This window comes from Streptomyces sp. NPDC003011, assembly GCF_053591515.1.
In genome coordinates this window covers 12,364-38,397 of sequence record NZ_JBSFTY010000008.1, presented here as the reverse complement: position 1 = coordinate 38,397, position 26,034 = coordinate 12,364, and the positions used below count along the sequence as shown (strand labels likewise).

The window sequence follows — 26,034 nt, the reverse complement described above, 5'->3', positions numbered from 1 at the left end:
AGATGAGCACCCCTGTCACCACCGACTCCCCCTCCGTGCCGGTCCGGCCCGCCGGCCCCGGCACGAGCGCGCCGCGGCTGCGCGGTACGCGCAAGCCCCACTCCGCCGGGCGGCCCAAGCGCAGCGTGCTGCTGACGGTGCTGACCTCCCTGGTGGTCCTCTACACCGTGGTGCCGCTGATCTGGCTGGCCATCAACGCCACCAAGACCCAGGCGGGCCTCGCCGACTCGAGCGGGCTCTGGTTCAGCGACGACTTCGCCCTGTGGAGCAACATCCGTGACACGTTCACGTACGACGACGGCGTGTTCACCCGCTGGCTCCTGAACACCCTGATGTACGTGGTGCTCGGCGCCGGCGGTGCCACCTTCCTCGCGGTCCTCGGCGGTTACGCGCTGGCGAAGTTCGACTTCCCCGGCAAGCGCGGCGTCTTCGCCGTGGTCATCGGTGCCGTGGCCGTCCCCGGCACCGCCCTCGCGGTGCCCACGTTCCTGATGTTCAGCAAGATGGGCCTCACCGACACCCCGTGGGCGGTGATCATCCCGTCGCTGGTCTCTCCGTTCGGCCTCTACCTGATGTGGGTCTTCGCCACCGAGGCCATCCCCACCGAACTCCTCGAGGCCGCCCGCATCGACGGGGCCGGCGAGGCGCGCACCTTCTTCACCGTCGCCCTGCCTCTGCTCTCTCCCGGCATCGTGACCGTGCTGCTGTTCACCACGGTCGCCACCTGGAACAACTACTTCCTGCCGCTGATCATGCTCAAGGACTCGGACTGGTATCCGCTGACCCTGGGCCTGAGCGTCTGGAACTCCCAGGCGGAGACGATCGGCGGTGACGTGATCTTCAACCTGGTGATCACCGGTTCACTGCTCACCATCGTGCCGCTGATCGCCGCGTTCCTGCTGCTGCAGAAGTACTGGCAGTCCGGGCTCGCGGCCGGAAGCGTCAAGGAGTGACCCCGCGGACCTCCGGCCGCCCCTCAGCCCCACACCGCGTCATCCGTACCCTCACCCCGTCCCACCCACGAAGAAGTGGAAGCACCTCCATGCGCAGAAAGACGAGCCGCCTGCTGCGCGGCATCGCCCTCCTCTCCACCCTCGCCCTGGGCGCCACCGCCTGCGGCGGCTCCGACGAGGACTCCGGCCAGAAGGCGGTCTCCGCCTCGGACATCCAGGCGGCCCTGAAGAAGGGCGGCACGGTCACGGTGTGGGCCTGGGAGCCCACGCTGAAGTCGGTCGCCGCCGACTTCGAGAAGAAGTACCCCAAGGTCAAGGTCAACCTCGTCAGCGAGCGGTCCGGTGACAAGCACTACACCGCCCTGTCGAACGCCATATCGGCCGAGAAGGGCGTGCCCGACGTCGCGCAGGTCGAGTACTTCGCGCTCGGTCAGTACGCCCTCACCAAGGGCCTCACCGACCTGGCCCCCTACGGCGCGGACAAGCTCGCCTCCAAGTACAGCCCCGGTCCGTGGAACGCCGTGACCGAGGACAAGGCCGTCTACGGCCTTCCGATGGACGCCGGCCCGATGGCGCTGTACTACAACAAGAAGGTCTTCGACAAGTACAAGGTCGCCGTCCCGACCACGTGGGACGAGTACGTCGAGGCGGCCCGCAAGCTGCACAAGGCCGACCCGAAGGTCTACATCGCCAACGACGCCGGCGACGCGGGCTTCACCACCAGCCTTCTCTGGCAGGCCGGTTCGCGCCCCTACCAGGTCGACGGCACCGACGTGAAGATCGACTTTTCCGACGCGGGCGCCAAGAAGTACACCGAGACCTGGCAGAAGCTGATCGACGAGAAGCTGCTCGCGCCCATCAACGGCTGGACCGACGACTGGTACAAGGGTCTGGGTGACGGCACCATCGCCACCCTGGCCAGCGGCGCCTGGATGCCCGCCAACTTCGTCACCGGCGTGCCGAACGCCTCCGGTGACTGGCGCGCGGCCCCGATGCCGGCCTGGACCAAGGGCGACAAGGCGAGCGCGGAGAACGGCGGCAGTTCGCTCGCCCTGCCCGCGCTGGGCAAGAACAAGGAACTCGCCTACGCCTTCACCGAGTACGCGAACGCCGGCGACGGCGTGCAGACCCGCGTCAAGCAGGGCGCCTTCCCGGCGACCACCGCGGAACTTCAGTCCCCGGAGTTCCAGAGCACCAAGTTCGACTACTTCGGCGGCCAGGAAGCCAACAAGATCTTCGCCGACTCCGCCGCGAACGTCGCCGACGACTGGTCGTACCTGCCCTTCCAGCAGTACGCCAACTCGATCTTCAACGACACCGTCGGCAAGGCCTACGTCTCCGGGACCACGCTGGAGCAGGGCCTGAAGTCCTGGCAGGACGCCTCCGTCAAGTACGGCAACGAGCAGGGCTTCACCGTCGAGAAGTAGGACGCCGGGCGGCGCGGTGGACCCCGCGCCGCCCCCCGTGCACCACCGGAAGGACCATCATGATCTCCACCCTCCTGTCCCGCGGGCGGCGCGGGGCGGACGGTGCCCCCGTCTCCCGCCTCGCGTACGGCGCCGACTACAACCCGGAGCAGTGGCCCCGGGACGTGTGGGAGGAGGACGTCCGGCTGATGCGGGAGGCCGGCGTCACCATCGTGTCGGTGGGGATCTTCTCCTGGGCCCGTCTCCAGCCGAGCGCGGACGCCTGGGACTTCGGCTGGCTCGACGAGGTCATGGACCTGCTCCACGCGGGCGGCATCGGGGTCGACCTGGCCACCGCCACCGCGTCCCCGCCGCCCTGGCTGAGCACCGCCCACCCGGAGATCCTGCCGGTCACCGCGCACGGCGAGACGGTGTGGCCGGGCGCCCGTCAGCACTGGCGGCCCACCTCGCCGGTCTTCCGTGAGCACGCCCTGCGCCTGGTCCGGGCGATGGCGGACCGCTACCGGGACCATCCCGCCCTGGTCGCCTGGCACGTCTCCAACGAGCTGGGCTGCCACAACATCTACGACTACTCCGACGACGCGGCCCGCGCCTTCCGGGTGTGGCTGCGCGCCCGCTACGGCACGCTGGAGGCGCTCAACCACGCCTGGGGCACGGCGTTCTGGTCGCAGCGCTACGGCGACTGGGAGCAGATCCTGCCGCCGAGGCTCACCGCCTCGCACCCGAACCCGACCCAGCAGCTGGACTTCAAGCGGTTCTCCTCGGACGCGCTGAAGGACTACCTGCGGGCCGAGCGGGACATCCTGCGCGAGATCACCCCGGACGTGCCGGTCACCACCAACTTCATGGTGATGGGCGGCACCAAGGGCATGAACTACCCGGACTGGGCCGAGGAGATCGACTTCGTCTCCAACGACCACTACGTCCACCCCGGCCCGCAGGACCGCGACGAGCTGTCCTTCTCCGCGAACCTCACCAGCGGTATCGCGGGCGGACGGCCCTGGTTCCTGATGGAGCACTCCACCAGCGCCGTCAACTGGCAGCCGGTGAACGTGGCCAAGCGGCCCGGCGACCTGGCCCGCGACTCGCTGCTGCACGTGGCGCACGGCGCCGACGCGGTGTGCTTCTTCCAGTGGCGGCAGTCGGCGGCCGGCGCCGAGAAGTACCACTCGGCGATGGTCCCGCACGCCGGCGCGGACAGCGACCTGTTCCGCGCGGTCGCGGAGCTCGGCGCCACGCTCAGGACCCTCGCCCCCGTCGCCGGTTCGGACCGGGAGCCGGCCCGGGTCGGGATCGTGTACGACTGGGAGTCGTGGTGGGCGAGCGAGCAGGACTCCCACCCCACGGCCCTGCTGGACTACCGCCAGGAGGCCCTCGACTGGTACTCGGCGCTCCTGGCCCTCGGTGTCCGCGCCGACCTCGTCACCACCCGCGCCGACCTGTCCCGCCACCAGGTGCTGATCGCCCCGGTGCTGCACATGGTGCCCGCCGATCTCGCCAAGGAGCTCACGCGCTACGCCGAGCAGGGCGGCCACCTGATCACCACGTACTTCTCGGCGGTCGTCGACGAGAACGACCACGTCTGGCTCGGCGGCTACCCGGGAGCCCTGCGCGACCTGCTCGGCCTGCGCATCGAGGAGTTCGGGCCGCTGCTCGCCGGTGACACGGTCGAGCTGGACGACGCGAGCACCGGCAGTCTGTGGACCGACCGGATCACGGTCACCGACCCGCAGACGCAGATCCTGGCCCGCTACCGCACCGGCGCGCAGGCCGGCCGCCCCGCCGTCACCCGGCGCCCCACCGGCGGCGGTTCGGCCTCCTACGTGTCCACGCGGCTCGGCGTCGAGGGGCTCACCGCCCTGCTGCCGCGCCTGCTCGAACCGGCCAGCGTGGAGAGCGAACTGCCCGCGGAGGTACGCGGCCTGGTCGAGCTGACCGTGCGCCGGAGCGCCGACAGCCGGTTCCTGTTCCTGGTCAACCGGACCGACGCCACGGTGCCGGTGACCGGGCTCGCCGGAGAGGTCCTGGTCGGCGGCGCCGACGACGGCACGCTCACCCTCGGTCCCAGGGACGTCGCCGTCCTGCGGCAGCCCGCCGGCTGAGCACCCGCACCGCACAGCACCCGCACCCGCGACCCCTCGAACGGCACACATCCGTCCGAGGACCGTCCCCTCCCGCCCCGTGGCAGGAGGGGTCATCACAGCGACCACACTCCAGTTGGGAGCACACGATGGCACGCCGTACCCGCAGCAGACGGTCCCTCGGGGCCGCCGCACTGACGGCCCTGGCCACCGGGGCCGCCCTGCTCAGCGTCCCCGCACAGGCCCAGGCCGCGACCTCCGTCACCGTGCAGCCGGACCCGTCGTACAAGCAGGAGAAGTTCGAGGGCTGGGGCACCAGCCTGGTCTGGTTCGCCAACGCCACCGGCGACTACCCGCCGGAGATACGCGAGAAGCTCGCGAAGCTGCTCTTCGGCGACGACGGCCTGGCGCTGAACATCGCCCGCTACAACATCGGCGGCGGCAACGCCCCCGACGTCAAGGACTACCTGCGCGCCGGCGGCGCCGTCGAGGGATGGTGGAAGGCGCCCGCGGGCACCACCCGCGAGGACACCGACTGGTGGAGCGCCGACGACCCGGCCGACTGGAACAAGGACGCCGACGCCACCCAGCGCTGGTGGGTGGAGCGCATCAAGAAGGACATCACGCACTGGGAGACGTTCAGCAACTCCCCGCCCTGGTTCATGACCGAGAGCGGTTACGTCTCCGGTGGGTTCGACGCCAACGCCGACCAGCTGAAGACCGAGTCGGTCGACGACTTCGCCGCCTACATGGCGGGCGCGACCAAGCGGCTGGAGAAGGCGGAGGGCATCAAGGTCGACACCGTCGACCCGTTCAACGAGCCCAACACCGGCTACTGGAGCACCCGTCTGGGCGCGGACGGCGAGCCGGTCGGCGGTCGTCAGGAGGGCGCGCACATCGGCCCCGAGCTCCAGCAGAAAGTGCTCGCCGCGCTGGCGCCGGAGCTGAAGAAGGCGAAGGTCAAGGCGGAGATCTCGGCGATGGACGAGACCAACCCGTCCCTGTTCGCCCAGAACTGGAACGCCTACTCGCAGGCCTCGCGTGACCTGGTCGACCAGCTGAACGTCCACACCTACGGCACCGGGCAGCGCACCACCGCGCGGGACCTCGCCAAGGCCGCGGACAAGCCGCTGTGGATGAGCGAGGTCGAGGGCGACTGGGGCGACGGGCAGAGCTTCACCGACATGCGGCCCGGTCTCGGGCTGGCCCAGCAGATCGTCAACGACCTGCGTGAACTGGAGCCCAGCGCCTGGGTGTTCTGGCAGCCGGTCGAGGACTACGACAACATGAAGCCGGGCGGCGAGTCCGCCAAGGGCGGCAACTGGGGCAGCATCCAGCTCTCGTTCAGCTGCACCTCGAAGGACACGCTGGAGTCCTGCCCGATCTACACGAACACCAAGTTCGACACCGCCCGCAACTTCACGCACTTCATCAAGCCCGGCGACAAGCTGATCAAGGTGGACGACACCTCCAGCGCCGCCGCCGTGACCGCCGACGGCAAGGGCGCCTCGCTCGTCCACGTCAACAGCACCACCGCACCGCGCACGGTCACCATCGACCTGTCGAAGTTCCGCAAGGTCAGCGGTTCCGCGACCGTCACACCGGTCGTCACCAGCGCCGACGGCAAGCTCGCGCCGCAGGCCCCGGTCAAGGTCAGCGACCGCAAGGCCACCTTCACCGTGCCCGCCCAGTCGGTGACCTCCTTCGCCGTCAAGGGTGTCTCCGGTGTCGCGAAGGACGCCCCGCTGCTGAGCAAGGGCCACACCTACACGCTGACCGGCGTGCAGAGCGGCAAGGCGGTGACCGTCGGCGCCGACGGCACGAACCTGGTCATCGGCACGGGCAACGGCAGCAGTGCCCAGCAGTGGCAGCTCAGCGCCCGGTACGGCGAGACCGGCGCCCGCCAGCGGTACGTCTTCAGCAACCCCGCGGAGGGCGAGCGGCTGGCCGTACGGAACGACGTGCCCGTGGTGGAGCCCGACACGGGTGAGCGGGACGCGGCCACCGAGTGGATCATGTCGACCACCGGTGACGGCACCTGGACCCTGGTCAACGCGGCCACCGGACGGCTCCTGGAGGTCGGCGGCCAGGCCACGAACGAGGGCGCGGCCGTCACGACGTGGCAGCCCAACTCCGGCTCCAACCAGCGCTGGAAGGTCACGGACGTGACCGACGAGGTGACGGCCGGCTAGCCGGCCCGGTCTCGCGCACACCGAGCCCTGCCGCACCGCGTCCGCCGCGGTGCGGCAGGGCTCTCGTCGTTGCTCCGTTCGAGTGGTGCGTCCCCCGGCGTGGTCGTAGCGTCGGTACAGGCGGGCCGACAGGACGCGGGAACCAGCGGGAGCTGACATGCGCACACATGGGGTGACGAAGGCGGCGACGCTCAGTGCCGCCGTGGTGTTCGTGGCGGCCATGGGTCCGGCCTCCGCCGCTCCCGAGGCGGCGCCGTCGGCCGCGCGGTCCGTGGAACAGCGGTCCCCGCGGACCGTGCTGGTGGACTGCTTCTGGCAGGCCCAGGTGCGTCCGGCCGACTTCATGCTCGCCTGCGGCGACGGCAACAGCCGGCTGACCTCGCTGCGCTGGTCCCACTGGGACGCGGACAAGGCGATGGCCAGGGGCCGCAACCTCGTCAACGACTGCGACCCGTACTGCGCCGAGGGCACCTTCCGCTCGTATCCGGTCGTCGTCCGGCTCGACCGGCCCGAGCGCTGGGACAAGGACCCGGACCTGCGGCACTACGGCCGCATGACGCTCACCTACCCCGACGGCAGGCCGGAGCGGCTGGCGCCCGTGGTGACGTATCCGCTGTGGGACTGACCGGGGCGACGGCGTACCGCATACGGCGTCAGGGGTGCTCGGCGCGGTGCACGACCAGGCTCGCGACCTCGAAGGACATCTCGTCGACGGCCGGCTCGGGCGGCGGGTGGTAGCGGCCCGCGCACACGGAGAGGTTCACGATGAGGTGAGCGGACCAGTCCCGGCCCACCCCGCGCCCGTCGGAGAAGACGGGTACGCCGTTGAGGGACCACGTCACGTCGGCGCTGCCGAACCGCACCGCCAGGTCGATCCAGCCGCCGGGACGCACGGCCGCGTCGCGGTGGTAGAGGTGACCGCCCCGTACGTGGTTGGAGAACTCCAGCAGGTCGGGGTGGTCGGGGTGGTACTCGAACACGTCGATCTCCTGGCCGCCGTCGCGCCAGGTCCACACGGCCGGCCAGGCGCCCGTCCGGGTGGGCAGCCGCACCCGGGTCTCCAGCCGGTCTCCGGCCCGTACCGTGAAGCCCTCCTCGCTCTCCTCGGTGGTCAGCAGTCCCGTGTCCCACAGTCCGTCGGGCCGGCGCGTGGCCCGGAACGTGCCGCCCCGGGAGTACGCGGGGCCGGCCGTGAGGTGGTCCAGTTTGTCGTCGTCCGGGTTCACGGGGCCGCCGTCGGGATAGGCCCAGGAGCGGCCCGCGACCCATTGGCGGGGCGAGTCGAAATCGGCTGTGAAGACGGCTCGGGTCACCGTCGGTCTCCTCGTCCCTCGGCTGCGGTGGCGCTCAGGTGTCCTCCCCCGAAGGTCCGTGCCCATGCGGCCGGCGACCGGTCGGGCCCGGCCTTCCACCCGACGGGGTGATCGGTGCGTACGGATGTCCGTTCCGGCCGTGTCGCGGGCTTCGGGGCGTGGCCCGGTCGTCCGGCCGGCGCCCGCAAAGCCCTCTCGGTCACGGTGCCTGGTCCGGCCGCGGGGGCAAGAGGTCGGCGATCAGCCGGTCGCTCGTCACGCTCCGGTCGTCCTTGTGGGCCTGCCACCGGTCGAAGGTGTGCGCCGCGGCGTCCGCGAAGGTGCCGGGCAGGCCGCCGCCCCGCCAGGTCTCGGCGATCTCCCGCATCTCCGGCTCCCACCGCCAGGCCCGCGCGCCCGCGCTCGCCAGCTGCTCCGGGCTGGCCAGCGGGGTGCCGGGCAGCAGGTGCGCGGCGAGGTCGCGCAGGTCGTCGAGGACGCCGTGGCCGGCGGCGAGGGCGCAGGCTTCGGCGGCGAGCGCGTAGGAGATCTTGTTGTAGGCGGCGAAGGCCAGCTTGAGCGCCGAGGCCCGGCCGGCCGGTCCGGCCAGGACGACCGGGGTCAGCAGGGTGCCGTCGAACAGGGTCCGGACCGTGTCCACCGCCGTGTCGTCGCCCGAGAGGTACAGCCGGGTGGTGTCGGCCTCGCGCGGCGGCGGCCCGGTGATGCCTCCGTCCACCACGCGTGCGCCGTTGGTCTCCATCACCTGGGCGATCTGTTCCATGTGGCGGGGGCTGACCGCGTTGGCGTCGACGTAGACGCCGTCGAAGCCGGTGGCCGCGACCTGCCGGGCCACGTCGAGGGCGGCGGCCGGCGGGCACACGCTCAGGATCATCCCGCACTCGGCGGTCAGCTCCGCCGTGCTCGCGGCGGGCGTGAGTCCGAGCGCTGCGGCCCGCTCCCGGGTGGCGGCCGACCGTCCCTGCGCCGGCCACCAGACCCTGGCGCCGGCCGCTACGGCCTGCGCGGCCACCCGCGCTCCCATCGAGCCGGGGTACAGGATTCCCACGTCGGCTTGCGTCATGCCGGGACCCTATCGCCGCACCCGCGCGGGCCGGCGGTCAGCCCTGACTCGCGTGCACGGGACTGTGGGACACCTCGGGCGGGCACGGATCCCGTCGCGCCCTCCGGTCCCGCAGCCAGTCGTGCACCGCCACCGCGAGGGCGCCCAGCACCGGCGCGATGCCGCAGCCCACGGCGACCGCGACCGCCGACCGGTAGTCGTGCGGGCCGGCGCTCAGCACCAGGTAGAACAGGCCCGGCAGGGCGGCCGTACCGACGGCTCCGCCCAGCCGCTGCCCGGTCTGCAGGGCGCCTCCCGCCACGCCCGCCATCCGCACCGGAACGTCCCGCAGGGTCATGAACCCGGCCGCCAGCGTCACCCACAGGGCCTTCCACCGCCTGGGGTCGGCGCCCTCGCCTGCGTCCGCCGGGTCTCCCGCCGGGCCGCCCGCCTTCGTCTCGGTGCTCACCCGGGCTCCTCTCCCTGTCGGCCTTCCTCCCTCCCATGGGTATCCCGCAGCGCACGGATCAGCTCACTTCACCCTTTCTGCACGAATCCGCCATACGGCGTTCACCGAAGAAGTAGGCTGCTGCCGCTCCACTCGCACCACTGGGGGGATTTCCCATGCGTATGCGCCATGTCCTGGCGGCGACCGCCACCGCCGGGCTGATAGCCGCCGTGGCGGCCGCGCCGGCCCAGGCCGCCGAGTACTCCTCGGCCCTGAAGCTCAAGGGCGTCCAGTACGACGCGCCCGGCTCGGACTCCAACAACTGCACGACCGGCAACACCGAGGACGAGTACCTGACGATCAAGAACTACTCGTCCTCGACGACCGTCAACCTCAAGGGGTATGTGGTCAAGGACGCGACCGGCAACCGCTTCGCCTTCACCGCCGGCCACTCGCTGCAGCCCGGCGACCACGTGAAGCTGCGCGGCGGCAGGGGCACCGACTCCGACGCGGACAACGTGGTGTACCGGCAGAACTGCAACTTCATGTGGAACAACGACAAGGACACGATCTACTTCTACAAACCCTCCGGCAGCCGGGCCGACGTGCACGCGTACACCAGAAGCGGCTCGGATCCCGACCGCAACGGCTACGTGAACTTCCACGGCTGACAGGCCGTCACCGGGCGCTCACCACGTGATCGCCACATGGCGGTGGTCGTTGCACCGGGCGGAGGGCGCCGGATCACCGGCCGGGCTCCCCTGATGGGCCTTGAGGGCGACGCTCACCAGCGTCATCAGCAGGTCGATGTCCGACTCGCACTCCAGGCAGACCGTCACCCAGGCGGAGCCGGGTATCAGGCGAAGAGCGGTCGAGCCCTTCAGGTCGCCGCGCAGGCGCCGGATGGCCGGTGCCGACAGATGTACGTCGGCCGTGCGGTCCGAGTGGAAGTGCGCGATCTCGGCGCCGTGGGTGCGCAGTGCACGACCCCTGCCGCAACTGGGCCGGGCCTCCACGAGGTCCGGCCAGTCCGCAAGTCGGGTCATGGCCCGCAAGCCAGTCGTCATGCCTTCATCATGAGCGGATCACCGGGCGGCCATCAAGATGTGAGGCCACCGTGACCAGGACGTGGCCTCCGGCGGCCCGGCGCCCTTGTCCCGGCGCCGGGCCGTCCGCTCACACCGTGGCGGCTGCCCACTCGTGTCCGGCGCGGACCGGGCGCTCGCTCGGGGCGGGATGTGTCACGTGAGCACCCGGGGCAGGTCGTGCGCCGATGTTCCGTCCGAGCGGATGCGCGCCGGGGGCCGGGGGGCGCATTCTGGCTGTGTCGTCGCCCGCGTGACGGCGCACGGACGAGGTAGGGCCGATGACTGGGAGCGCCGCGGACGCATCTCCGACGCCGGGACGGCTGGCGGAGCTGCTGATCGACGTCTCGACGGAGGCGATCAGCGCCGCCGGCGGCCACGCGGGCGGGATCTACCTGCGGTCCGGTACGCCCGGGCTGCTGCGGCTGGCGGTGCTCGCCGGGCTGCCCGGCCCCCTGTTCCGCCCCTGGTGGCGGCTGCACGTGGAGCGCCCGTTCCCCGTCTCGGACGCGTATCGGCTGGGCGTCCAGGTGGTCCTGCCGAACGCCACCGAGACGATGCGCCGCTACCCCCAGTTCGCGGCGGGCCTGCCGTTCCCGTTCGGTTCCCTCTATGTGCCGGTCGGGGACGGGCCCGAACCGTTCGGTGTCCTCACCGTCCTGCGGCCCGCCACCGCGGACGCCGCCGACCTGCTGACCGCCCGGGACCGCATGACCCGGCTGGCCCAGGAGCTGGGGTCCGCGCTGCGCGCCCTGGAGGGCGGCGAGCAGGCCGTCGTCTGGGACGGCGATCCGCTGTGTGTACGTCCGTCCGCCACCCGCCCTCCCGTGGAGCGACTCGGGCGCTTCGCCTGGGATCCGGCCACGGCGGAGGTGACCGTGGACGAGGGCCTGCACACCCTGCTGGGTGTGGACCCGGCCGGCTTCCCCGGGAGTGCGGAGGAGTTCGCGCACGCCGTGGCGCCCTCCGACACGCATCTCGTGCTGGCCGCGCTGCGCGCCACGGCCACCGGACGCCCGCCGACCCTGCCGCTGTACCTGCGGAACACGGACGGTGCGCTGCGGCTGATGGACCTGTGGAGCGCGGAGGACGCGGCCGTCCTGTCGGGCGCGTGGGCCGGGACGGGGATCGTGAAGGGCGTCGTCCTCGACCCGGGCCCCGGCGCCACCGCCGACGCGGCGGCCGACCTGCTGCCGGACGGCGTGTTCTGTCTGGACCGGGCCGGTCTGATCGTCTACGCGAATCCGCGCGCCGCGCGGTTGCTGCGCCGGTCCCGGACCGAGCTGCTCGGGCTCGCGCTGTGGGAGGCCGTGCCGTGGATCGGCCGGCCCGACGTGGAGGATCATCTGCGGGCGGCCCTGCTGGCGCCGGACCCGGTGCACTTCCATGTCCGCCGGCCGCCGGAACGCGATCCCGAGCCCGCCGACCGGCCGTCCGAGGGCGACTGGCTGTCCGTCTCCGTCTACCCCGGCCAGGACCGGCTGACCTGCGTGGTCCGCCCGGCGAGCCGAGTGGCGGACGCCGTGCCCACCGGCGCCGTTCCCACCGGCGCCGTGCCCCCGGACGCCGTTCCCACTGACACCATGCCCGCGGACGCCATGTCCCCGGACATGTCCCCGGACACTCCTCCCGGCGGCCTCGTGCCCGGGCCGCCGGACGCGTCCGGCCCCGCCTCGCTGGCGTCCGGGTACCGGCCCATCGTCCTCGCCATCGCGCTCACCGAGGCGGTCACCGCCCGTCAGGTGTCCGCCGTCGTCATGCGCGAGCTGCTGCCCGCGTTCGGCGGCCGGCGGCTCGCCATCTACCTGTTGCAGGAACGGCATCTGTACCTGGCCTGGGAGTCGGGCTTCCCCCCGGGGTTCCTCAGCCCGTTCGAGGGGGTGGGCCTGGACGCCCGGATGCCCGGCGTCGAGACGCTGACCACCGGCCGCCCGCTGTTCTTCGACTCGATGGAACAGCTGACCGCGGCCTATCCCGGCCTGCCGCTGGACGCGACGGAGGGCGCCCGCGCCTTCCTGCCCCTGATCGCCTCCGGCCGCCCGGTCGGCTCCTGCATCCTCGGCTTCGACCGTCCGCGCAGCTTCAGCACCGAGGAACGCACGGTGCTCACCGCGCTGGCCGGACTCATCGCGCACGCCATGGAGAAGGCGCGGCGCTACGAGACGGAGGCCGCGCTCGCCCGGGGGCTCCAGCAGGCCCTGCTCCCCCAGCGGCTGTCGGCGCATCCGCAGGTGGAGACCGCCGGGCGCTATCTGCCCGGCACCCAGGGAATGGACGTGGGCGGGGACTGGTACGACGTCATCGAGGCCGGCGACGGTCTGGCGCTGGTCATCGGCGACGTGCAGGGACACGGTGTGCAGGCGGCGGCGACGATGGGCCAACTGCGCAGCGCGGTACGGGCCTTCGCGCTCGGCGACCGGCCGCCGGACGAGGTGATGAGCGGCACCAACCACCTCCTCATCGACCTCGACCCCGGGCTGTTCGCCAGCTGCTGCTACGTCCGTCTGGATCCCGCCACCGGAGTGGCCCGGGCCGCCCGGGCGGGGCATCCGCAGCCGCTGCTGCGCCAGCCGGACGGCCGCACCCACGTCCTGGACCTGCCCGGCGGGGTCGTGCTCGGTGTGGACCCGCGGGCCCGCTACCCGGTGACGGAGCTGCGGATGGACATCGGCGCGGTGCTGGCGCTGTACACGGACGGGCTGGTGGAACGGCCCGGCGGCGACATCGACGACGGGATCAGCGCCCTGCGGGTGGCCCTGGCCAAGGCGGGCGCGCCCGCCGCCCGGCCGGGCGGCCGGTCACTGGCAGCCCTGGCCGACCGGCTCACCGCGACAGCCCGGCACGCCGCAGACCGCCCCGACGACATCGCCCTGCTGCTCGCCGCCCGCCGCACCACGAAGTGAACGCGCAGACACGCCACCAGCGCTCTGCCACCCACCCGGCCGAAACCACCCCACCCCCGCCCCACCCGAATGCCCGGCCACCGGCCCACCGCCACCCGGCACGCCACCGACCGCCCCGACCACACCACCCCGCTGCCCGCCGCCGCCCGCCCCGACGACATCGCCCTGCGGCCCGCCACCGACCGGCACACCACCCCCGCTGCCCACCCGCCCGCCGCACCGCGCGGTGAACGCGCAGGGTCGGGGCCGGGCGCCCCGCGGCAACCGGGGCCCGGCTGTCACGCGGTGTGACGCCCCTCGCCTCATGCGGCCCGGCAGTGTAGACATGGCACATGGTCCGACTCGTGGGTCGATCCGGGGCCCGGTCGACCCGTCGTCCCAGCGGTCCGCGCCCGCGCCGGGTGCCCGACCGCGCTCCGGGGGCGCCCGGACACCGGGGGCGGCCCGTCGGCGCGGTGGGGCGCGGCGCCGACGGGGAGCGGCAGGGGCCGGCGGCCGAACTGCGGTCGGCGGTCGGCGGACGCAGCGTCGCCGGACAGGTCTTCGTCCTCCAAGTGGTGATCGTGCTGCTGCTGGTCGTGGCCGCGGTGGTCGCGCTGGTGCTCCAGGTCCGGCACGACAGCACCACCGAGGCCCGTAACCGTTCGGTGGCCGTCGCCGAGACGTTCGCGAACGCGCCGGGCACCGTGGAGGCGCTGCGGAGCGCCGACCCGACGGCGGTCCTGCAACCGCGCGCGGAGGCGGCCCGCAAGGCGACGGACGTGGACTTCATCGTCGTCATGAACACCGACGGCGTCCGCTACACCCACCCCAAGCCGGACCGCATCGGCAAGACGTTCGTCGGCACCCTCGCGCCGGCGCTGGCCGGACGCACCGTCACCGAGGAGATCGACGGCACCATCGGCCCGCTGGTGCAGGCGGTGGTCCCGGTCAAGGACGCCGACGGCTCGGTCGTGGGCCTGGTGTCGGCGGGCATCACGACCGAGAACGTGGGCGGTGCGGCCAACCGGCAGCTGCCGCTGGTGCTGATCGCCGCCGCGGCGGGCCTCGTCCTGGCCACGGCGGGCACCGCGCTGGTGAGCCGCCGGCTGCTGCGGCAGACCCATGGCCTGGGCCCGCACGAGATGACCCGGATGTACGAGCACCACGACGCGGTGCTGCACGCGGTGCGGGAGGGCGTGCTCATCGTCGGCGGCGAGGGCACCCTGCTGCTCGCCAACGACGAGGCGCACCGGCTGCTCGACCTGCCCGACGACGCCGAGGGCCGGCACGTCCAGGACCTGGCCCTGCCGCCCGACACGGCCGGCCTGCTGGCCTCCGGGCGGGTCGCCACCGACGAGGTGCACCTGGTCAAGGACCGGCTGCTGGCGATCAACCAGCGCACCACCGACAGCCAGGGCGGCCCGCCCGGCACGGTCGCCACCCTGCGCGACTCCACCGAGCTGCGTGCCCTCTCCGGCCGGGCCGAGGCGGCACGCGAACGCCTCAACATGCTGTACGCCGCCGGGGCGGCCGTCGGGACCAGTCTGGACGTCACCCGTACCGCCGAGGAACTGGCGGAGCTGGCCGTGCCCCGGTTCGCGGACTTCGCCACCGTGGACCTGTTCGACTCCGTGCTGAGCGGGGGCCAGCCGGAGACGGCGCGCACCCTGCGCCGTACCGCGCTGAGCGGGATCCGCAGGGACGCCCCGCTGTATCCGGTGGGCCAGCAGATCCGCCTCGTCGACTCCGCCCCGCAGGCCCGCAGCCTCGCCACGGGGCAGGCCGTCGTCGAGCCGCGGCTGGGCGAGGCCGCGGGCTGGCAGGCACAGGACCTCGAACGTTCCGCCCAGGTGGTGGAGTACGGCATCCACTCGCTGATCACGGTGCCGTTGCGGGCGGGCAGTCTGGTGCTGGGCATGGCGAACTTCTGGCGGTCGGAGAAGCCCGAGCCGTTCGACACGGAGGAAGTGGCCCTCGCCGAGGAACTGGTGGCCCGGGCCGCCGTCTCCATCGACAACGCGCGCCGCTACACGCGCGAGCACAGCATGGCGGTGGCACTGCAGCGCAGTCTGCTGCCGCGCAGGCTGCCCGAGCAGAACGCCCTGGAGATCGCCTACCGGTATCTGCCGGCGCAGGCGGGCGTGGGCGGCGACTGGTTCGACGTGCTGCCGCTGTCGGGGGCCCGGGTGGCGCTGGTGGTGGGGGACGTCGTCGGGCACGGGCTGCACGCGGCGGCCACCATGGGACGGTTGCGCACGGCGGTGCACAACTTCTCCGCGCTGGACCTCCCGCCGGACGAACTGCTCGCCCTGCTGGACGAGTTGGTCTCCCGCATCGACCAGGACGAGGCGGAGGAGGGCACGAACGCCCCGGTCACCGGCGCGACCTGCCTGTACGCCGTGTACGACCCGGTCTCCCGGCGGTGCACGGTGGCCCGCGCCGGCCATCCGCCGCCCGCCCTGATCCACCCGGACGGCAGCGTGGAGTTCCCGGACGTGCCGGCCGGTCCCCCGCTCGGCCTCGGCGGTCTGCCGTTCGAGACGGTGGACCTCGAACTGGCCGAGGGCAGCCGGCTGGTGCTCTACACGGACGGGCTGGTCGAGGACCGCGAGCACGACATCGACGTGGGTCTCGACCTGTTGCGGGGTGCGCTGGAGCGGGCCGGCCGGTCGCCGGAGGACACCTGCCGGGTGGTCCTCGACTCCCGGCTGCCGGCCAAGCCCAGCGACGACATCGCCCTGATCGTGGCCCGTACCCGGGCCCTGCCCGCCGACCGGATCGCAGAGTGGCAGGTGCCGTCCGCCCCGGTGGCCGTCTCGGAGGTCCGCGCCTCGGTCAGCCGCCGGCTGGCCCAATGGGGCCTGGACGAGCTGGCGTTCACCACGGAACTGATCCTGAGCGAGCTCGTCACCAACGCCATCCGCTACGGCGGCGGCCCCATCCACGTCCGCGTGCTGTACGACCGCACGCTGATCTGCGAGGTCTTCGACAGCAGCAGCACCTCGCCCCACCTGCGGTACGCGGCCATGACGGACGAGGGCGGGCGCGGCCTGTTCCTCGTCGCGCAGATCGCCGAGCGCTGGGGCACCCGCTACACGCCCGCGGGCAAGGTCATCTGGGCCGAGCAGACGCTGCCACGCCACTCATAGGTTCGCCTTATGAGCTCATAGACTGGACCCTCGTACCGACTAAGGCATGCCTTAGCTTAGGCTTCCCGTCGAGTCGATCTGTCGCCACTCGAAGGGAACTGATCATGCCCCGCCCCCTGCGGGTAGCCATCGTCGGAGCCGGCCCCGCCGGGATCTACGCCGCCGACGCACTGCTCAAGTCCGACGTGGCCGCCGAACCCGGTGTGTCCCTCGACCTCTTCGAGCGGATGCCGGCCCCGTTCGGCCTGATCCGTTACGGTGTCGCTCCCGACCATCCCCGCATCAAAGGCATCGTCAGCGCCCTGCACCAGGTGCTCGACAAGCCGCAGATCCGTCTCTTCGGCAACGTCGACTACCCGGCCGACATCAGCCTGGACGACCTGCGCGCGTTCTACGACGCCGTGATCTTCTCCACCGGCGCGACGGCCGACCGTGAGCTGTCCATACCCGGTATCGAGCTCGACGGCTCGTACGGCGCCGCGGACTTCGTGTCCTGGTACGACGGCCACCCGGACGTGCCGCGCACCTGGCCGCTGGAGGCGGAGAAGGTCGCGGTGCTCGGCGTCGGGAACGTCGCGCTGGACGTGGCGCGCATCCTCGCCAAGACCGCGGACGAGCTGCTGCCGACGGAGATCCCGCCGAACGTCCACGAGGGCCTGAAGGCGAACAAGGCGCTGGAGGTCCACGTGTTCGGCCGCCGTGGCCCCGCGCAGGCGAAGTTCAGCCCGATGGAGCTGCGCGAGCTGGACCACTCCCCGAGCATCGAGGTCATCGTCGATCCCGAGGACATCGACTACGACGAGGGCTCGATCGCGACCCGGCGCGGCAACAAGCAGGCCGACATGGTCGCCAAGACCCTGGAGAACTGGGCGATCCGGGACGTCGGCGACCGCCCGCACAAGCTGTTCCTGCACTTCTTCGAGTCGCCGGCCGAGATCCTCGGCGAGGACGGCAAGGTCGTCGGCCTGCGCACCGAGCGCACCGCCCTGGACGGCACCGGCAACGTGAAGGGCACCGGCGAGTTCAAGGACTGGGACGTCACGGCGGTCTACCGCGCGGTCGGCTACCTCTCCGACAAGCTGCCCAAGCTGCCCTGGGACCTCGACTCGGGCACGGTCCCGGACCAGGGCGGCCGGGTCGTCCAGGAGAACGGCGAGCACCTGCGGTCGACGTACGTCACCGGCTGGATCCGGCGGGGTCCGGTGGGCCTGATCGGGCACACCAAGGGCGACGCCAACGAGACGGTGTCGAACCTGCTGGACGACTACGCGAACGGCCGTCTGCAGACGCCCGCCTCGCCCGCCCCCGAGGCCGTGGAGGCGTTCCTCGCCGAGCGCGAGGTCCGCTTCACCACCTGGGAGGGCTGGTACAAGCTGGACGCCGCCGAGAAGGCGCTGGGCGAGCCGCAGGGCCGCGAGCGCGTGAAGATCGTCGAGCGCGAGGACATGCTCCGGGAGAGCGGCGCGTGAGCGCCGGCCGATGACACCCGAGGGTCCGGGGTCCGCCCCGGACCCTCCGGCATGCCCGGGGCCGGTCAGACCGTGACGACGATCTTGCCCACCTGGCCGCCCGCCTCCATGGAGCGGTGCGCCTCGACGATCTCGTCCAGGCCGAACACCCGGTCCACGACGGGTTCGAAGGCGCCGGTGCGCAGGCCGGAGGCGACGAACGCCTCGGCGCGGCGCAGGCGTACGGGGTCCCTGGTCGTCTCGTGCACGGTGTAGGTCCGCATGTTCAGCGCGGGCATGCCGAGCGTGATCCCCGGATAGGGGGTCGGCTCGCCGCTGAGCACTCCGTAGACGAAGAGCGTGCCGCCGGGAGCGACCGCCTCGGCCAGGCCGATCACGCCCGGGCCGGCCACGGCGTCGAGGACGAACTCGGCCCCGCGTCCCGCGGTCGCGTCGAGCACGCGCTCCGCCACGTCCTCCTCGTCGGTGACGATCACCTGGGCCGCCCCGGCCTTCAGCAGCGCGTCCCGCTTCGCGGCGGTGCGGGTGGTGGCGATCGGCACCGCCCCGATCCGGTGGGCGACCTCGATCGCGGCCAGTCCCACGCTGCTGGACGCGGCGGTCAGCACGACCGTGTCGCCGGGGCGCGCCCCGCCGACCTCGGCGAGTGCCCCGTACGCGGTCAGACAGGACATCCACACCGCCACGCGGCGGCCTCCGCCGAGGTCGGGACGGCCCGACAGGACAACGCCCCGAACCTGGACTTCAATGGTCTGCATGGGTGTTCGACGCGGGACGAACCACCACCACCGCGGGACGGCGGCCGCCGCGGCGGCCCTGGCTCCGCTCCTGCTGATCGGCCAGGCCGTGCCCGGCGTCGCCGCCGCTCCCCCACCGCAGCCACCGCCCCAGCTCACCCGGGCGGACGTGGACGCCGCCGTCGGCACGTTGGACGCTTCGGTGCGGGACGGGATGGACAAGACGGGCGTGCCGGGCGTCGCGGTCGCCGTGGTCCATCAGGACCGGGTCGTCCACCTGCGGGGGTTCGGGGAGCGCCGGACCGGGCAGTCCGCGCCCGTCGACCCGGACACGGTGTTCCAACTGGCCTCCCTGTCCAAGCCGTTGGCGTCGACCGTGGTGGCCGGCGCGGTCGGTGACAAGGTGATCGACTGGGACGACCCGGTCGCGGAGCACCTGCCCGGCTTCGCGCTCAAGGACCGATGGGTGAGCGAACACGTCACCGTCGCCGATCTGTTGGCGCACCGCAGCGGGCTGCCCGACCACGCCGGGGACCTCTTGGAAGACCTCGGCTACGACCGGTCGTACATCCTCGGCCGGATGCGGTACGAGCCGCTGACGCCGTTCCGGGACAGTTACGCCTACACGAACTTCGGGGTCACCGCGGCCGGTGAGGCCGTCGCCGACGCGAAGGACACGACCTGGGAGAAGCTCTCCGAGGACACGCTGTACGGTCCCGCCGGCATGAACTCCACCAGTTCCCGCTTCGACGACTTCGCCGCGGCCCGCAACAAGGCCGTCACCCACGTCAAGGCCGCCGACGGCACCTGGGAGCCCCGGTTCGTGCGCGACGCCGACGCCCAGTCGCCCGCGGGCGGGGCGAGTTCGACCGCGCGGGACATGTCGCGCTGGCTGCGGCTGCAGCTGGCGAACGGCGAGCTGGGCGACGAGCGGATCATCCCGGCCGAGCCGCTGGAGCACACGCACGTCCCCGCCGTCGTCTCCAATCCGCCGCCCGCACCCGCCGGCCGCGCGGGCTTCTACGGCCTGGGCTGGAACGTGAGTTACGACGATCTCGGCCGCCTGCGGCTGAGCCACTCCGGTGCCTTCGCGCTGGGCGCGAACACCAACGTGACCATGCTGCCCGGCGAACAACTCGGCATCGTCGTGCTCACCAACGGCGAGGCGGTGGGCCTCGCCGACTCCATCGCGCTGAACTTCCTGGACACGGCCCAGCACGGCAGGCCGACGGCGGACTGGCTCGACCTGGCCGGCAAGGTCTACGAGCAGGAGCAGCAGGCGGCCCGCTCCCCCACCGACTACGCCAAGCCCCCGGCGGACGCCGGCGCCGCCCGCGCGGCCACCGTCTACACCGGCACCTACGCCAACGACTACTACGGCCCGCTGACCGTCACCGCGGCCGACGACACCCTCACGCTGCGGCTGGGACCGAAACCGACGACGTTCCGGCTGTCCCACTACGACGGTGACACCTTCAGCTTCGAGACGGTGGGCGAGAACGCGAGCGGTCCGTCCGGCATCACCTTCCGCGACGTCAAGGACGGGAAGGCGGCCCGGGTCACCGTCGAGGCCTTCGACGAGAACGGTCTGGGAACGTTCACGCGCGACTAGCCGCACCGCCCCGCGCGGTGAACCCCGCGCCGTGAACAGGGCCCGCCCCGGATGGTGGGCGGGCCCTGTTCGGTCAGCCATTGTGCGGGGTCCGTCTCCCGAGGGACAGGAGTGAACGCCCGCCGTCTGGAGTGACCGGCGCGCACCCCGGGTGCGGGGCGCACGCCCCGTCTGCGGTGCGGCCCATGCGGCGCGCTACGGAACATCTCGGCCGGCACGACGACGGCCGAGTCGCCGGCGATGCACTGGATCCGTCCCCAGCCGCGCTCCCGCATCCGGGGCAGGTCGGCGCGGATCAGCCGGACGCCCGCCAGGACGTCGGTCTCGAAGTAGCGCCGCCACTCGTCGTCGCTGATCTCCAGCGGTCTTGGCCGCGCCCTCCTCGGTGCCGCAGGTCCGCGGCGACGGCCACGAACTCCCCGCCCGGCACCTCTGTCCGCGGCCGTTCCACGCTCTCGTCGCCCACCCGGGCGCCGGGCGCCGGCACGGGCGAGTCCGGCGGGGATCGCCGCTCCGATGCCCTGGGAGCAACCGGTCACCAGGGCCGTCCGCCCGGAGAGATCCACCTGCATGAGGTCACTCCTTGTGGTGACGCCCGCCGCGCAGCCGGCCGGCGTGACCGGCCGGCTCGGCGGGGCGCCGGAGTCAACCGCGGGGCGGCTGGGCGCGGCCGGTCCGGTCGGGGGACCCCGGGTGATCGTCGGCACGGGTGGGCAGCGATACTGAAAGGCGCTCCTGCCCCCACCCCAGATGGACTCATGCCGACCTCCCCCACCGTCCGTCCCGCCCTTCCCTCCACGGTGTGGCTGGCCCGCGGCCGCCACCCGGGGCCCGCCCCGCTGGACGCACTCCGCGGCCATCTGCAGCGGCTCAAGGACGCGGGCACCATCGACGACTTCCTGGAGCCGTCCGAGGCGGAAACCGCCCCGGAGCGGGTCCTCGAAGCCCGCTGGCGGGTTCCCGAGGGCGTGACCGTCCGGGCCAGACTCACCCTCGCCCCCGAAGCGGCGGACACCGGGGTGGAGTGGGTGCTGACGGCGGAGGCGGAAGACACGTGGGACCAGCGGTGGCCCTCCCCCGCCGCCGTGTTCTGGCCCGACACGCCGGATGCCGAGTGGGACCACGACGTCCCCACCGGGCTGCGCCTGCGGGACGTCAACCGCCTCCCGGCCGAGGACAAGGCCATGCGGCGGCTGTTCCGGGACGCCGTGCGCGGCAGCTGGAACATCCACGTCGTCGTGCACGAGGCGATGACACCGGACGACCGCGGCCGAAGGCCGCTGACCCCGCTGTTCCCGGAGAGCCTGCGGCACCGGGTGGTCGAGCACCGCGCCGCTCCGCAGCAGCTGCGCGCCGTGAACTGGGCCCTGAAGGAGTGCGGCGTGCAGGTGCCGCGGGGCGGCGCCGTGGTCCTGCCCGCGGGGCCCGGTCCGGCCGGCCGCGGCGACGCCGACGAGTTCGCCGTACGCAGTGTCTTCCTCGACGGCTCCGAGCCGTCCGACCTGGTCGACGCGGTGACCCGGTTCGCCGCGTCGCCGAGGCCGCTGCCGGACGGGGCGCAGGACGCCGTGACCGCACTGCGGGAGCAGTGGCATCTGCTGACGGTGGAGGAGGAGCTGGCCCGCGAGCGGGAGCTCGTCGCCCTGTACGCCGAGGCGCTGGACGCCATGACGAAGTCCCGGGACCTGTACCGGGAGGCCGCCGAACGGGCCCACGAGGCGCTGGCCGCGTACCGCGAGACCGTGGCCGCCCTGCCCGGACCGCCGCAGCCGCCGGCCACGCCCGCCGCGTCCCCGCTCCAGCAGCTGACCCGCACCCTGGAACGCCTCAAGGGCGCCGCGAAGACGAAGGGCACCCCCTAGAAGTCCCACGGGACGTGTGAGCCGCCCGGGTCTGGATACGCGGTTGCGACGGCACCGGTCCGTCCCGGAAGGCACCTACGACATGGGCAGTCACCACCCTCCACGTGACGGGGCAGCACCCCGTCACCGGTCCGAGACGACGCTCCGCGTCAATGGCGAACCGCACACGCTGACCGTCGACCACCGGCGTGTCCTGCTGGACGTCCTGCGCGAGGATCTCGATCTGTGCGGCGCCAAGAAGGGCTGCGATCACGGCCAGTGCGGCGCCTGCACGGTCCTGGTGGACGGGCGGCGGCTCAACAGCTGTCTGCTGCTCGCGGTCACACTGGACGGCTGCGAGATCACGACCGTGGAGGGGCTCGCCGGTGACGGCGAGGACCTGCATCCGCTGCAGCGGGCCTTCCTGGACCGTGACGCCTTCCAGTGCGGGTACTGCACCCCGGGCCAGATCTGTTCCGCGCTCGGCGTGCTCGCCGAGGCCTCGGCCGGCCATCCCTCGCACGTCACCGACCCGGCGACGCCCTCGGGCGGGCCCGTGCCGCTGGACCGGGACGAGATCCGGGAGCGGCTGAGCGGGAACCTCTGCCGCTGCGGGGCGTATCCGCGCATCGTCGACGCGGTCCAGGACGTGATCCCGTGAGGACCTTCGACTACGTCCGGGCCGGCAGCCTGGAGGAGGCCGCCGACGCGTTCGCCGCCCGGCCCGGCGCCCGGTACCTCGCAGGCGGCACCAACCTGGTCGACCTGATGAAGCTCGGCGTGGAGCGGCCCGCCGCCCTCGTCGACATCAGCCGGCTGCCGCTCGACACGGTGGAGGAACTGCCCGACGGGTCGCTGCGGATCGGCGCGACGGTCCGCAACAGCGACCTCGCGGCCCATCCCGCCGTCCGGGACCGCCGGCCCGCGCTGTCCCAGGCGGTGCTGGCGGGCGCCTCGGGACAGCTGCGCAACGCGGCCACCACGGGCGGCAACCTGCTCCAGCGCACCCGCTGCCCCTACTTCCAGGACGTGGCCAAGGCGTGCAACAAGCGCGAGCCGGGCAGCGGCTGCGGCGCCCTGGACGGCGTGCACCGTGATCACGCGGTGCTGGGCCACTCGCCGTACTGCGTCGCCACCCACCCGTCGGACATGGCGGTGGCGCTGGCCGCCCTGGACGCCCGCGTCGAGCTGTACGGCCCCGAGGGCGCCCGGAGTGTCGCGGCGGCCGGCTTCCACCGGCTGCCCGGGGACCGGCCGGAGCGGGACACCGAGATCCGGCCCGGCGAGATCGTCACGGGCGTGGTGCTCCCGGCGGCCACCGCGGGCGTGCCGTCCGCCTATCGCAAGGCCCGGGACCGGGCGTCGTACGCCTTCGCGCTCGCCTCCGTGGCCGCCGTGGTGCAGGTGGAGGACGGTGTCGTCACGCGGGCCGGGATCGCGTTCGGCGCGCTGGCGCACCGGCCCTGGCGGGCCCGGCGGGCCGAGGAGGCGCTGGTGGGCGCGGCGCCCACCGAGGCCGCCTTCGAGCACGCCGTCGACCTCGAACTGTCCGCCGCGCGGCCGCTGCGGGACAACGCCTACAAGGTGCCGCTGGCCCGCGGTCTCGCCCTGGACGTCCTGGGCCGGCTCACCGCGGCGGCCAGGACCTGAATCCGCTCCACCCCGAGGAGGACTCCATGGCCAGCGTCCCGACCGCCGCGGGCGCGCCCGCCGAGCGCAGGGAAGGGCGCGAGAAGGTCACCGGCGCCGCCCGCTATGCCGCCGAGCGGCCCCGGCCCGGCCGGCTCTACGCCCGGCCGGTGCCCGCCACCATCGCCCGCGGCCGGGTGACCGCCATCGACACCGCCGCCGCGCTGGAGGTGCCCGGGGTCCTGACCGTGCTCTCCCACGAGAACGCGCCCCGGCTGTCCGAGCCGGACGATCCCACGCTCGCCGTGCTGCAGGACGCGCGGGTCCCCCACCGCGGCTGGTTCGTGGCCCTGGTGGTGGCCGAGACCCCGGAGGCGGCCCGCGCCGGTGCCGCCGCGCTCCGCGTCGGCTACGCCGTGGAGGACCACGACGTGACCCTCACCGCCGCGCACCCGGGCGCGTACGTCCCCGAGAAGGCCAACGGCGGCCACCCGGCCCGTACCGAGAGCGGCGAGCCGGATGCCGCGTTCGGCTCCTCGGCCGTACGGGTGGACGTCGGCTACCGGGTGCCGCCGCTGCACAACCACCCCATGGAGCCGCACGCCACCACCGCCGACCGGGACGGCGAGCGGCTGACCGTGCACAACTCCAGCCAGGGCTCGACGCTCGTGCGCGCCACGCTGGCCGCGCTGTTCGGGCTGCCCGAGGAGCGGATCACGGTCGTCGCCGAACACGTCGGCGGCGGTTTCGGGTCCAAGGGCACGCCCCGGCCCGACGTGGTGCTCGCCGTCATGGCCGCCCTGCACACCGGACGGCCCGTCACCGTCACCCTGCCCCGGCGCTTCCTGCCCACCGTCGTCGGACACCGGGCCCCCACCCTGCACCGGGTACGCCTCGGGGCCGGGGCCGACGGCCGGCTCACCTCGGTCATCCACGAGGTCACCACCCACACCTCGCGCGTGAAGGAGTTCGTGGAACAGGCCGCGGTACCCGCGCGCGTCATGTACGCCACACCGCACCTGCGCACCCTCCACCACGTGGTCCCGCTCGACGTGCCGTCACCGTCCTGGATGCGCGCCCCGGGCGAGGCGCCCGGCATGTACGCGCTGGAGTCGGCGATGGACGAGCTCGCGGGCGCGCTCGGCATGGATCCGGTGGAGCTGCGGATCGTCAACGAACCCGACTCCGAGCCCGGCAGCGGCAAGCCCTTCAGCAGCAGGCATCTCGTGGAGTGCCTGCGTGAGGGCGCCCGCCGTTTCGGCTGGTCCAAGCGCGACCCGCGCCCCCGCTCCCGGCGCGACGGGCCGCTGCTCATCGGTTCGGGCGTGGCCGCCGCGACCTACCCCGTCATGGTGTCGCCGTCGACCGCCGAGGCCCGCGCGCTGCCCGACGGGGAGTTCCTGGTCCGGGTCAACGCCACGGACATCGGCACGGGAGCCCGTACGGTCCTCGCGCAGATCGCGGCCGACGCGCTCGGCGTGGAGCTGGAGCGGGTCCACATCCAGGTGGGCAGCAGCGATCTGCCCGCGGCCCCGCTCGCGGGCGGCTCGTCGGGCACCGCCTCCTGGGGCTGGTCCGTCCACCAGGCATGCACGGAGCTGGCGGCACGCCTGGCCGGGCACACCGGGCCGCTGCCCGGGGAGGGGCTCGCGGTCCGCGCCGACACGGCCGGGAAGGCCGACGCCGACAGCCCCTGGGCGCGGCACGCGTTCGGCGCGCACTTCGCCGAGGTCGCCGTCGATCCGGTGACCGGCGAGGTCCGGGTCCGGCGCCTGCTGGGGGTGTACGCCGCCGGACGCATCCTCAACGCCCGTACCGCGCGGTCCCAGTTCGTCGGCGGGATGACCATGGGCCTCGGCATGGCGCTGACCGAGGGCTCCACGACGGACGCCGCGTTCGGCGACTTCCCGGAGTCCGACCTGGCGTCGTACCACGTGCCCGTGCACGCGGACGTCCCGGACGTGGAAGCGCACTGGGTGGACGAGGACGACCCCCATCTCAACCCGATGGGCAGCAAGGGGATCGGCGAGATCGGCATCGTCGGCACCGCGGCCGCGATCGGCAACGCCGTCCACCACGCGACCGGTGTCCGGCTGCGCGAACTGCCGCTCACCCCGGACCGGGTGCTGAGCGCACTCGCGGACCGGGGCGAGGGGACGACGGACCGGTAG

At 73.0% G+C, this 26,034-nt stretch carries 19 protein-coding genes and 2 pseudogenes; 15 read left to right on the top strand and 6 right to left on the bottom strand.

What is annotated here, in order from left to right; genetic code table 11:
• Nucleotides 1-2 precede the first annotated feature (2 nt).
• From ACWD0J_RS06165 to ACWD0J_RS06145, 5 genes are all read left to right on the top strand, one after another.
• On the top strand, nt 3-953 hold the full coding sequence (locus ACWD0J_RS06165) for a carbohydrate ABC transporter permease (RefSeq protein ID WP_451494568.1): 951 nt from the start codon (nt 3-5) through the stop codon (nt 951-953).
• A gap of 89 nt (nt 954-1,042) precedes the next feature.
• Nucleotides 1,043-2,380, top strand: a complete 1,338-nt coding sequence (locus ACWD0J_RS06160) for an ABC transporter substrate-binding protein (protein WP_451494567.1) — start codon at nt 1,043-1,045, stop codon at nt 2,378-2,380.
• Nucleotides 2,381-2,439: 59 nt separating this feature from the next.
• Nucleotides 2,440-4,482 (top strand): beta-galactosidase, encoded by a 2,043-nt coding sequence (locus ACWD0J_RS06155; protein WP_451494566.1) that lies wholly within the window; start codon nt 2,440-2,442, stop codon nt 4,480-4,482.
• Nucleotides 4,483-4,610: 128 nt separating this feature from the next.
• Complete coding sequence (locus tag ACWD0J_RS06150; RefSeq protein WP_451494565.1) at nt 4,611-6,653, top strand: RICIN domain-containing protein; 2,043 nt, start codon at nt 4,611-4,613, stop codon at nt 6,651-6,653.
• Between the two features lie 157 nt (nt 6,654-6,810).
• A complete protein-coding gene (locus tag ACWD0J_RS06145) occupies nt 6,811-7,278 on the top strand; it encodes a hypothetical protein (RefSeq protein WP_451494564.1) in 468 nt (155 codons plus the stop codon).
• Nucleotides 7,279-7,306: 28 nt separating this feature from the next.
• Here ACWD0J_RS06145 and ACWD0J_RS06140 read toward each other — a convergent pair whose 3' ends face one another.
• From ACWD0J_RS06140 to ACWD0J_RS06130, 3 genes and pseudogenes are all read right to left on the bottom strand, one after another.
• On the bottom strand, nt 7,307-7,966 hold the full coding sequence (locus tag ACWD0J_RS06140; RefSeq protein WP_451494563.1) for a beta-glucanase: 660 nt from the start codon (nt 7,964-7,966) through the stop codon (nt 7,307-7,309).
• Nucleotides 7,967-8,165: 199 nt separating this feature from the next.
• A complete protein-coding gene (locus tag ACWD0J_RS06135; RefSeq protein WP_451494562.1) occupies nt 8,166-9,029 on the bottom strand; it encodes a DUF1932 domain-containing protein in 864 nt (287 codons plus the stop codon).
• A 37-nt stretch (nt 9,030-9,066) separates the two neighbouring features.
• Nucleotides 9,067-9,366: pseudogene (locus ACWD0J_RS06130) on the bottom strand (MFS transporter); the annotation flags it as partial.
• Nucleotides 9,367-9,632: 266 nt separating this feature from the next.
• Between ACWD0J_RS06130 and ACWD0J_RS06125 the strand changes: the two are divergent.
• On the top strand, nt 9,633-10,127 hold the full coding sequence (locus tag ACWD0J_RS06125; RefSeq protein WP_451494561.1) for a lamin tail domain-containing protein: 495 nt from the start codon (nt 9,633-9,635) through the stop codon (nt 10,125-10,127).
• A gap of 18 nt (nt 10,128-10,145) precedes the next feature.
• On the opposite strand, the gene ACWD0J_RS06120 is transcribed toward ACWD0J_RS06125, so the two are convergent.
• Nucleotides 10,146-10,523, bottom strand: a complete 378-nt coding sequence (locus ACWD0J_RS06120; RefSeq protein WP_451494560.1) for a luciferase domain-containing protein — start codon at nt 10,521-10,523, stop codon at nt 10,146-10,148.
• A 299-nt stretch (nt 10,524-10,822) separates the two neighbouring features.
• On the opposite strand from ACWD0J_RS06120, the gene ACWD0J_RS06115 reads away from it, so the two are divergent.
• The 4 genes from ACWD0J_RS06115 to ACWD0J_RS06100 all read left to right on the top strand — a co-directional run bounded on the left by ACWD0J_RS06115 (nt 10,823) and on the right by ACWD0J_RS06100 (nt 18,044).
• Nucleotides 10,823-13,444: a SpoIIE family protein phosphatase gene (locus tag ACWD0J_RS06115; protein WP_451494559.1), complete on the top strand. Its 2,622-nt coding sequence runs from the start codon at nt 10,823-10,825 to the stop codon at nt 13,442-13,444.
• Nucleotides 13,445-13,513: 69 nt separating this feature from the next.
• The gene (locus ACWD0J_RS06110) at nt 13,514-13,735 is read left to right on the top strand and encodes a hypothetical protein (RefSeq protein ID WP_451494558.1); all 222 of its coding nucleotides are present in this window, start codon (nt 13,514-13,516) and stop codon (nt 13,733-13,735) included.
• Between the two features lie 41 nt (nt 13,736-13,776).
• Nucleotides 13,777-16,575 carry a SpoIIE family protein phosphatase gene (locus tag ACWD0J_RS06105; protein WP_451494557.1) on the top strand — a complete coding sequence of 933 codons (2,799 nt, stop codon included), beginning with the start codon at nt 13,777-13,779 and terminating at the stop codon, nt 16,573-16,575.
• A gap of 104 nt (nt 16,576-16,679) precedes the next feature.
• A complete protein-coding gene (locus tag ACWD0J_RS06100; protein WP_451494556.1) occupies nt 16,680-18,044 on the top strand; it encodes an FAD-dependent oxidoreductase in 1,365 nt (454 codons plus the stop codon).
• 65 nt (nt 18,045-18,109) lie between these two features.
• Here ACWD0J_RS06100 and ACWD0J_RS06095 read toward each other — a convergent pair whose 3' ends face one another.
• Nucleotides 18,110-18,802, bottom strand: a complete 693-nt coding sequence (locus ACWD0J_RS06095; RefSeq protein WP_451494555.1) for a zinc-binding dehydrogenase — start codon at nt 18,800-18,802, stop codon at nt 18,110-18,112.
• Between ACWD0J_RS06095 and ACWD0J_RS06090 the strand changes: the two genes are divergently transcribed.
• Nucleotides 18,792-20,393, top strand: a complete 1,602-nt coding sequence (locus ACWD0J_RS06090) for a serine hydrolase (RefSeq protein ID WP_451494554.1) — start codon at nt 18,792-18,794, stop codon at nt 20,391-20,393. The two genes, ACWD0J_RS06095 and ACWD0J_RS06090, sit on opposite strands and share 11 nt — an antisense overlap.
• 203 nt (nt 20,394-20,596) lie before the next feature.
• Here the strand turns inward: ACWD0J_RS06090 and ACWD0J_RS06085 are convergent.
• A pseudogene (locus ACWD0J_RS06085) lies at nt 20,597-20,965 on the bottom strand (SDR family NAD(P)-dependent oxidoreductase); the annotation flags it as partial.
• 186 nt (nt 20,966-21,151) lie between these two features.
• Between ACWD0J_RS06085 and ACWD0J_RS06080 the strand changes: the two are divergent.
• The 4 genes from ACWD0J_RS06080 (at nt 21,152) to ACWD0J_RS06065 (ending at nt 26,034) form a co-directional block, all read left to right on the top strand.
• Nucleotides 21,152-22,255, top strand: a complete 1,104-nt coding sequence (locus tag ACWD0J_RS06080) for a hypothetical protein (protein ID WP_451494553.1) — start codon at nt 21,152-21,154, stop codon at nt 22,253-22,255.
• Nucleotides 22,256-22,337: 82 nt separating this feature from the next.
• Nucleotides 22,338-22,895, top strand: coding sequence for a (2Fe-2S)-binding protein (locus ACWD0J_RS06075; RefSeq protein WP_451494552.1), 558 nt, complete (start codon nt 22,338-22,340; stop codon nt 22,893-22,895).
• Nucleotides 22,892-23,884: an FAD binding domain-containing protein gene (locus ACWD0J_RS06070; RefSeq protein ID WP_451494551.1), complete on the top strand. Its 993-nt coding sequence runs from the start codon at nt 22,892-22,894 to the stop codon at nt 23,882-23,884. The genes ACWD0J_RS06075 and ACWD0J_RS06070 overlap by 4 nt, the downstream gene beginning before the upstream one ends.
• 26 nt (nt 23,885-23,910) lie before the next feature.
• Entirely contained in the window at nt 23,911-26,034 is a 2,124-nt protein-coding gene (locus ACWD0J_RS06065; protein WP_451494550.1) for a xanthine dehydrogenase family protein molybdopterin-binding subunit, read from the top strand.

Bases quoted from the DNA above. Each gene is read 5' to 3' on its own strand.
- ACWD0J_RS06165 (WP_451494568.1), top strand. From the start codon at position 3: ATGAGCACCCCTGTCACCACCGACTCCCCCTCCGTGCCGGTCCGGCCC.
- ACWD0J_RS06160 (WP_451494567.1), top strand. From the start codon at position 1,043: ATGCGCAGAAAGACGAGCCGCCTGCTGCGCGGCATCGCCCTCCTCTCC.
- ACWD0J_RS06155 (WP_451494566.1), top strand. From the start codon at position 2,440: ATGATCTCCACCCTCCTGTCCCGCGGGCGGCGCGGGGCGGACGGTGCC.
- ACWD0J_RS06150 (WP_451494565.1), top strand. From the start codon at position 4,611: ATGGCACGCCGTACCCGCAGCAGACGGTCCCTCGGGGCCGCCGCACTG.
- ACWD0J_RS06145 (WP_451494564.1), top strand. From the start codon at position 6,811: ATGCGCACACATGGGGTGACGAAGGCGGCGACGCTCAGTGCCGCCGTG.
- ACWD0J_RS06135 (WP_451494562.1), bottom strand. From the start codon at position 9,029: ATGACGCAAGCCGACGTGGGAATCCTGTACCCCGGCTCGATGGGAGCG.
- ACWD0J_RS06125 (WP_451494561.1), top strand. From the start codon at position 9,633: ATGCGTATGCGCCATGTCCTGGCGGCGACCGCCACCGCCGGGCTGATA.
- ACWD0J_RS06120 (WP_451494560.1), bottom strand. From the start codon at position 10,523: ATGACGACTGGCTTGCGGGCCATGACCCGACTTGCGGACTGGCCGGAC.
- ACWD0J_RS06115 (WP_451494559.1), top strand. From the start codon at position 10,823: ATGACTGGGAGCGCCGCGGACGCATCTCCGACGCCGGGACGGCTGGCG.
- ACWD0J_RS06110 (WP_451494558.1), top strand. From the start codon at position 13,514: ATGCCCGGCCACCGGCCCACCGCCACCCGGCACGCCACCGACCGCCCC.
- ACWD0J_RS06105 (WP_451494557.1), top strand. From the start codon at position 13,777: ATGGTCCGACTCGTGGGTCGATCCGGGGCCCGGTCGACCCGTCGTCCC.
- ACWD0J_RS06100 (WP_451494556.1), top strand. From the start codon at position 16,680: ATGCCCCGCCCCCTGCGGGTAGCCATCGTCGGAGCCGGCCCCGCCGGG.
- ACWD0J_RS06090 (WP_451494554.1), top strand. From the start codon at position 18,792: ATGGTCTGCATGGGTGTTCGACGCGGGACGAACCACCACCACCGCGGG.
- ACWD0J_RS06095 (WP_451494555.1), bottom strand. From the start codon at position 18,802: ATGCAGACCATTGAAGTCCAGGTTCGGGGCGTTGTCCTGTCGGGCCGT.
- ACWD0J_RS06080 (WP_451494553.1), top strand. From the start codon at position 21,152: ATGCCGACCTCCCCCACCGTCCGTCCCGCCCTTCCCTCCACGGTGTGG.
- ACWD0J_RS06075 (WP_451494552.1), top strand. From the start codon at position 22,338: ATGGGCAGTCACCACCCTCCACGTGACGGGGCAGCACCCCGTCACCGG.
- ACWD0J_RS06065 (WP_451494550.1), top strand. From the start codon at position 23,911: ATGGCCAGCGTCCCGACCGCCGCGGGCGCGCCCGCCGAGCGCAGGGAA.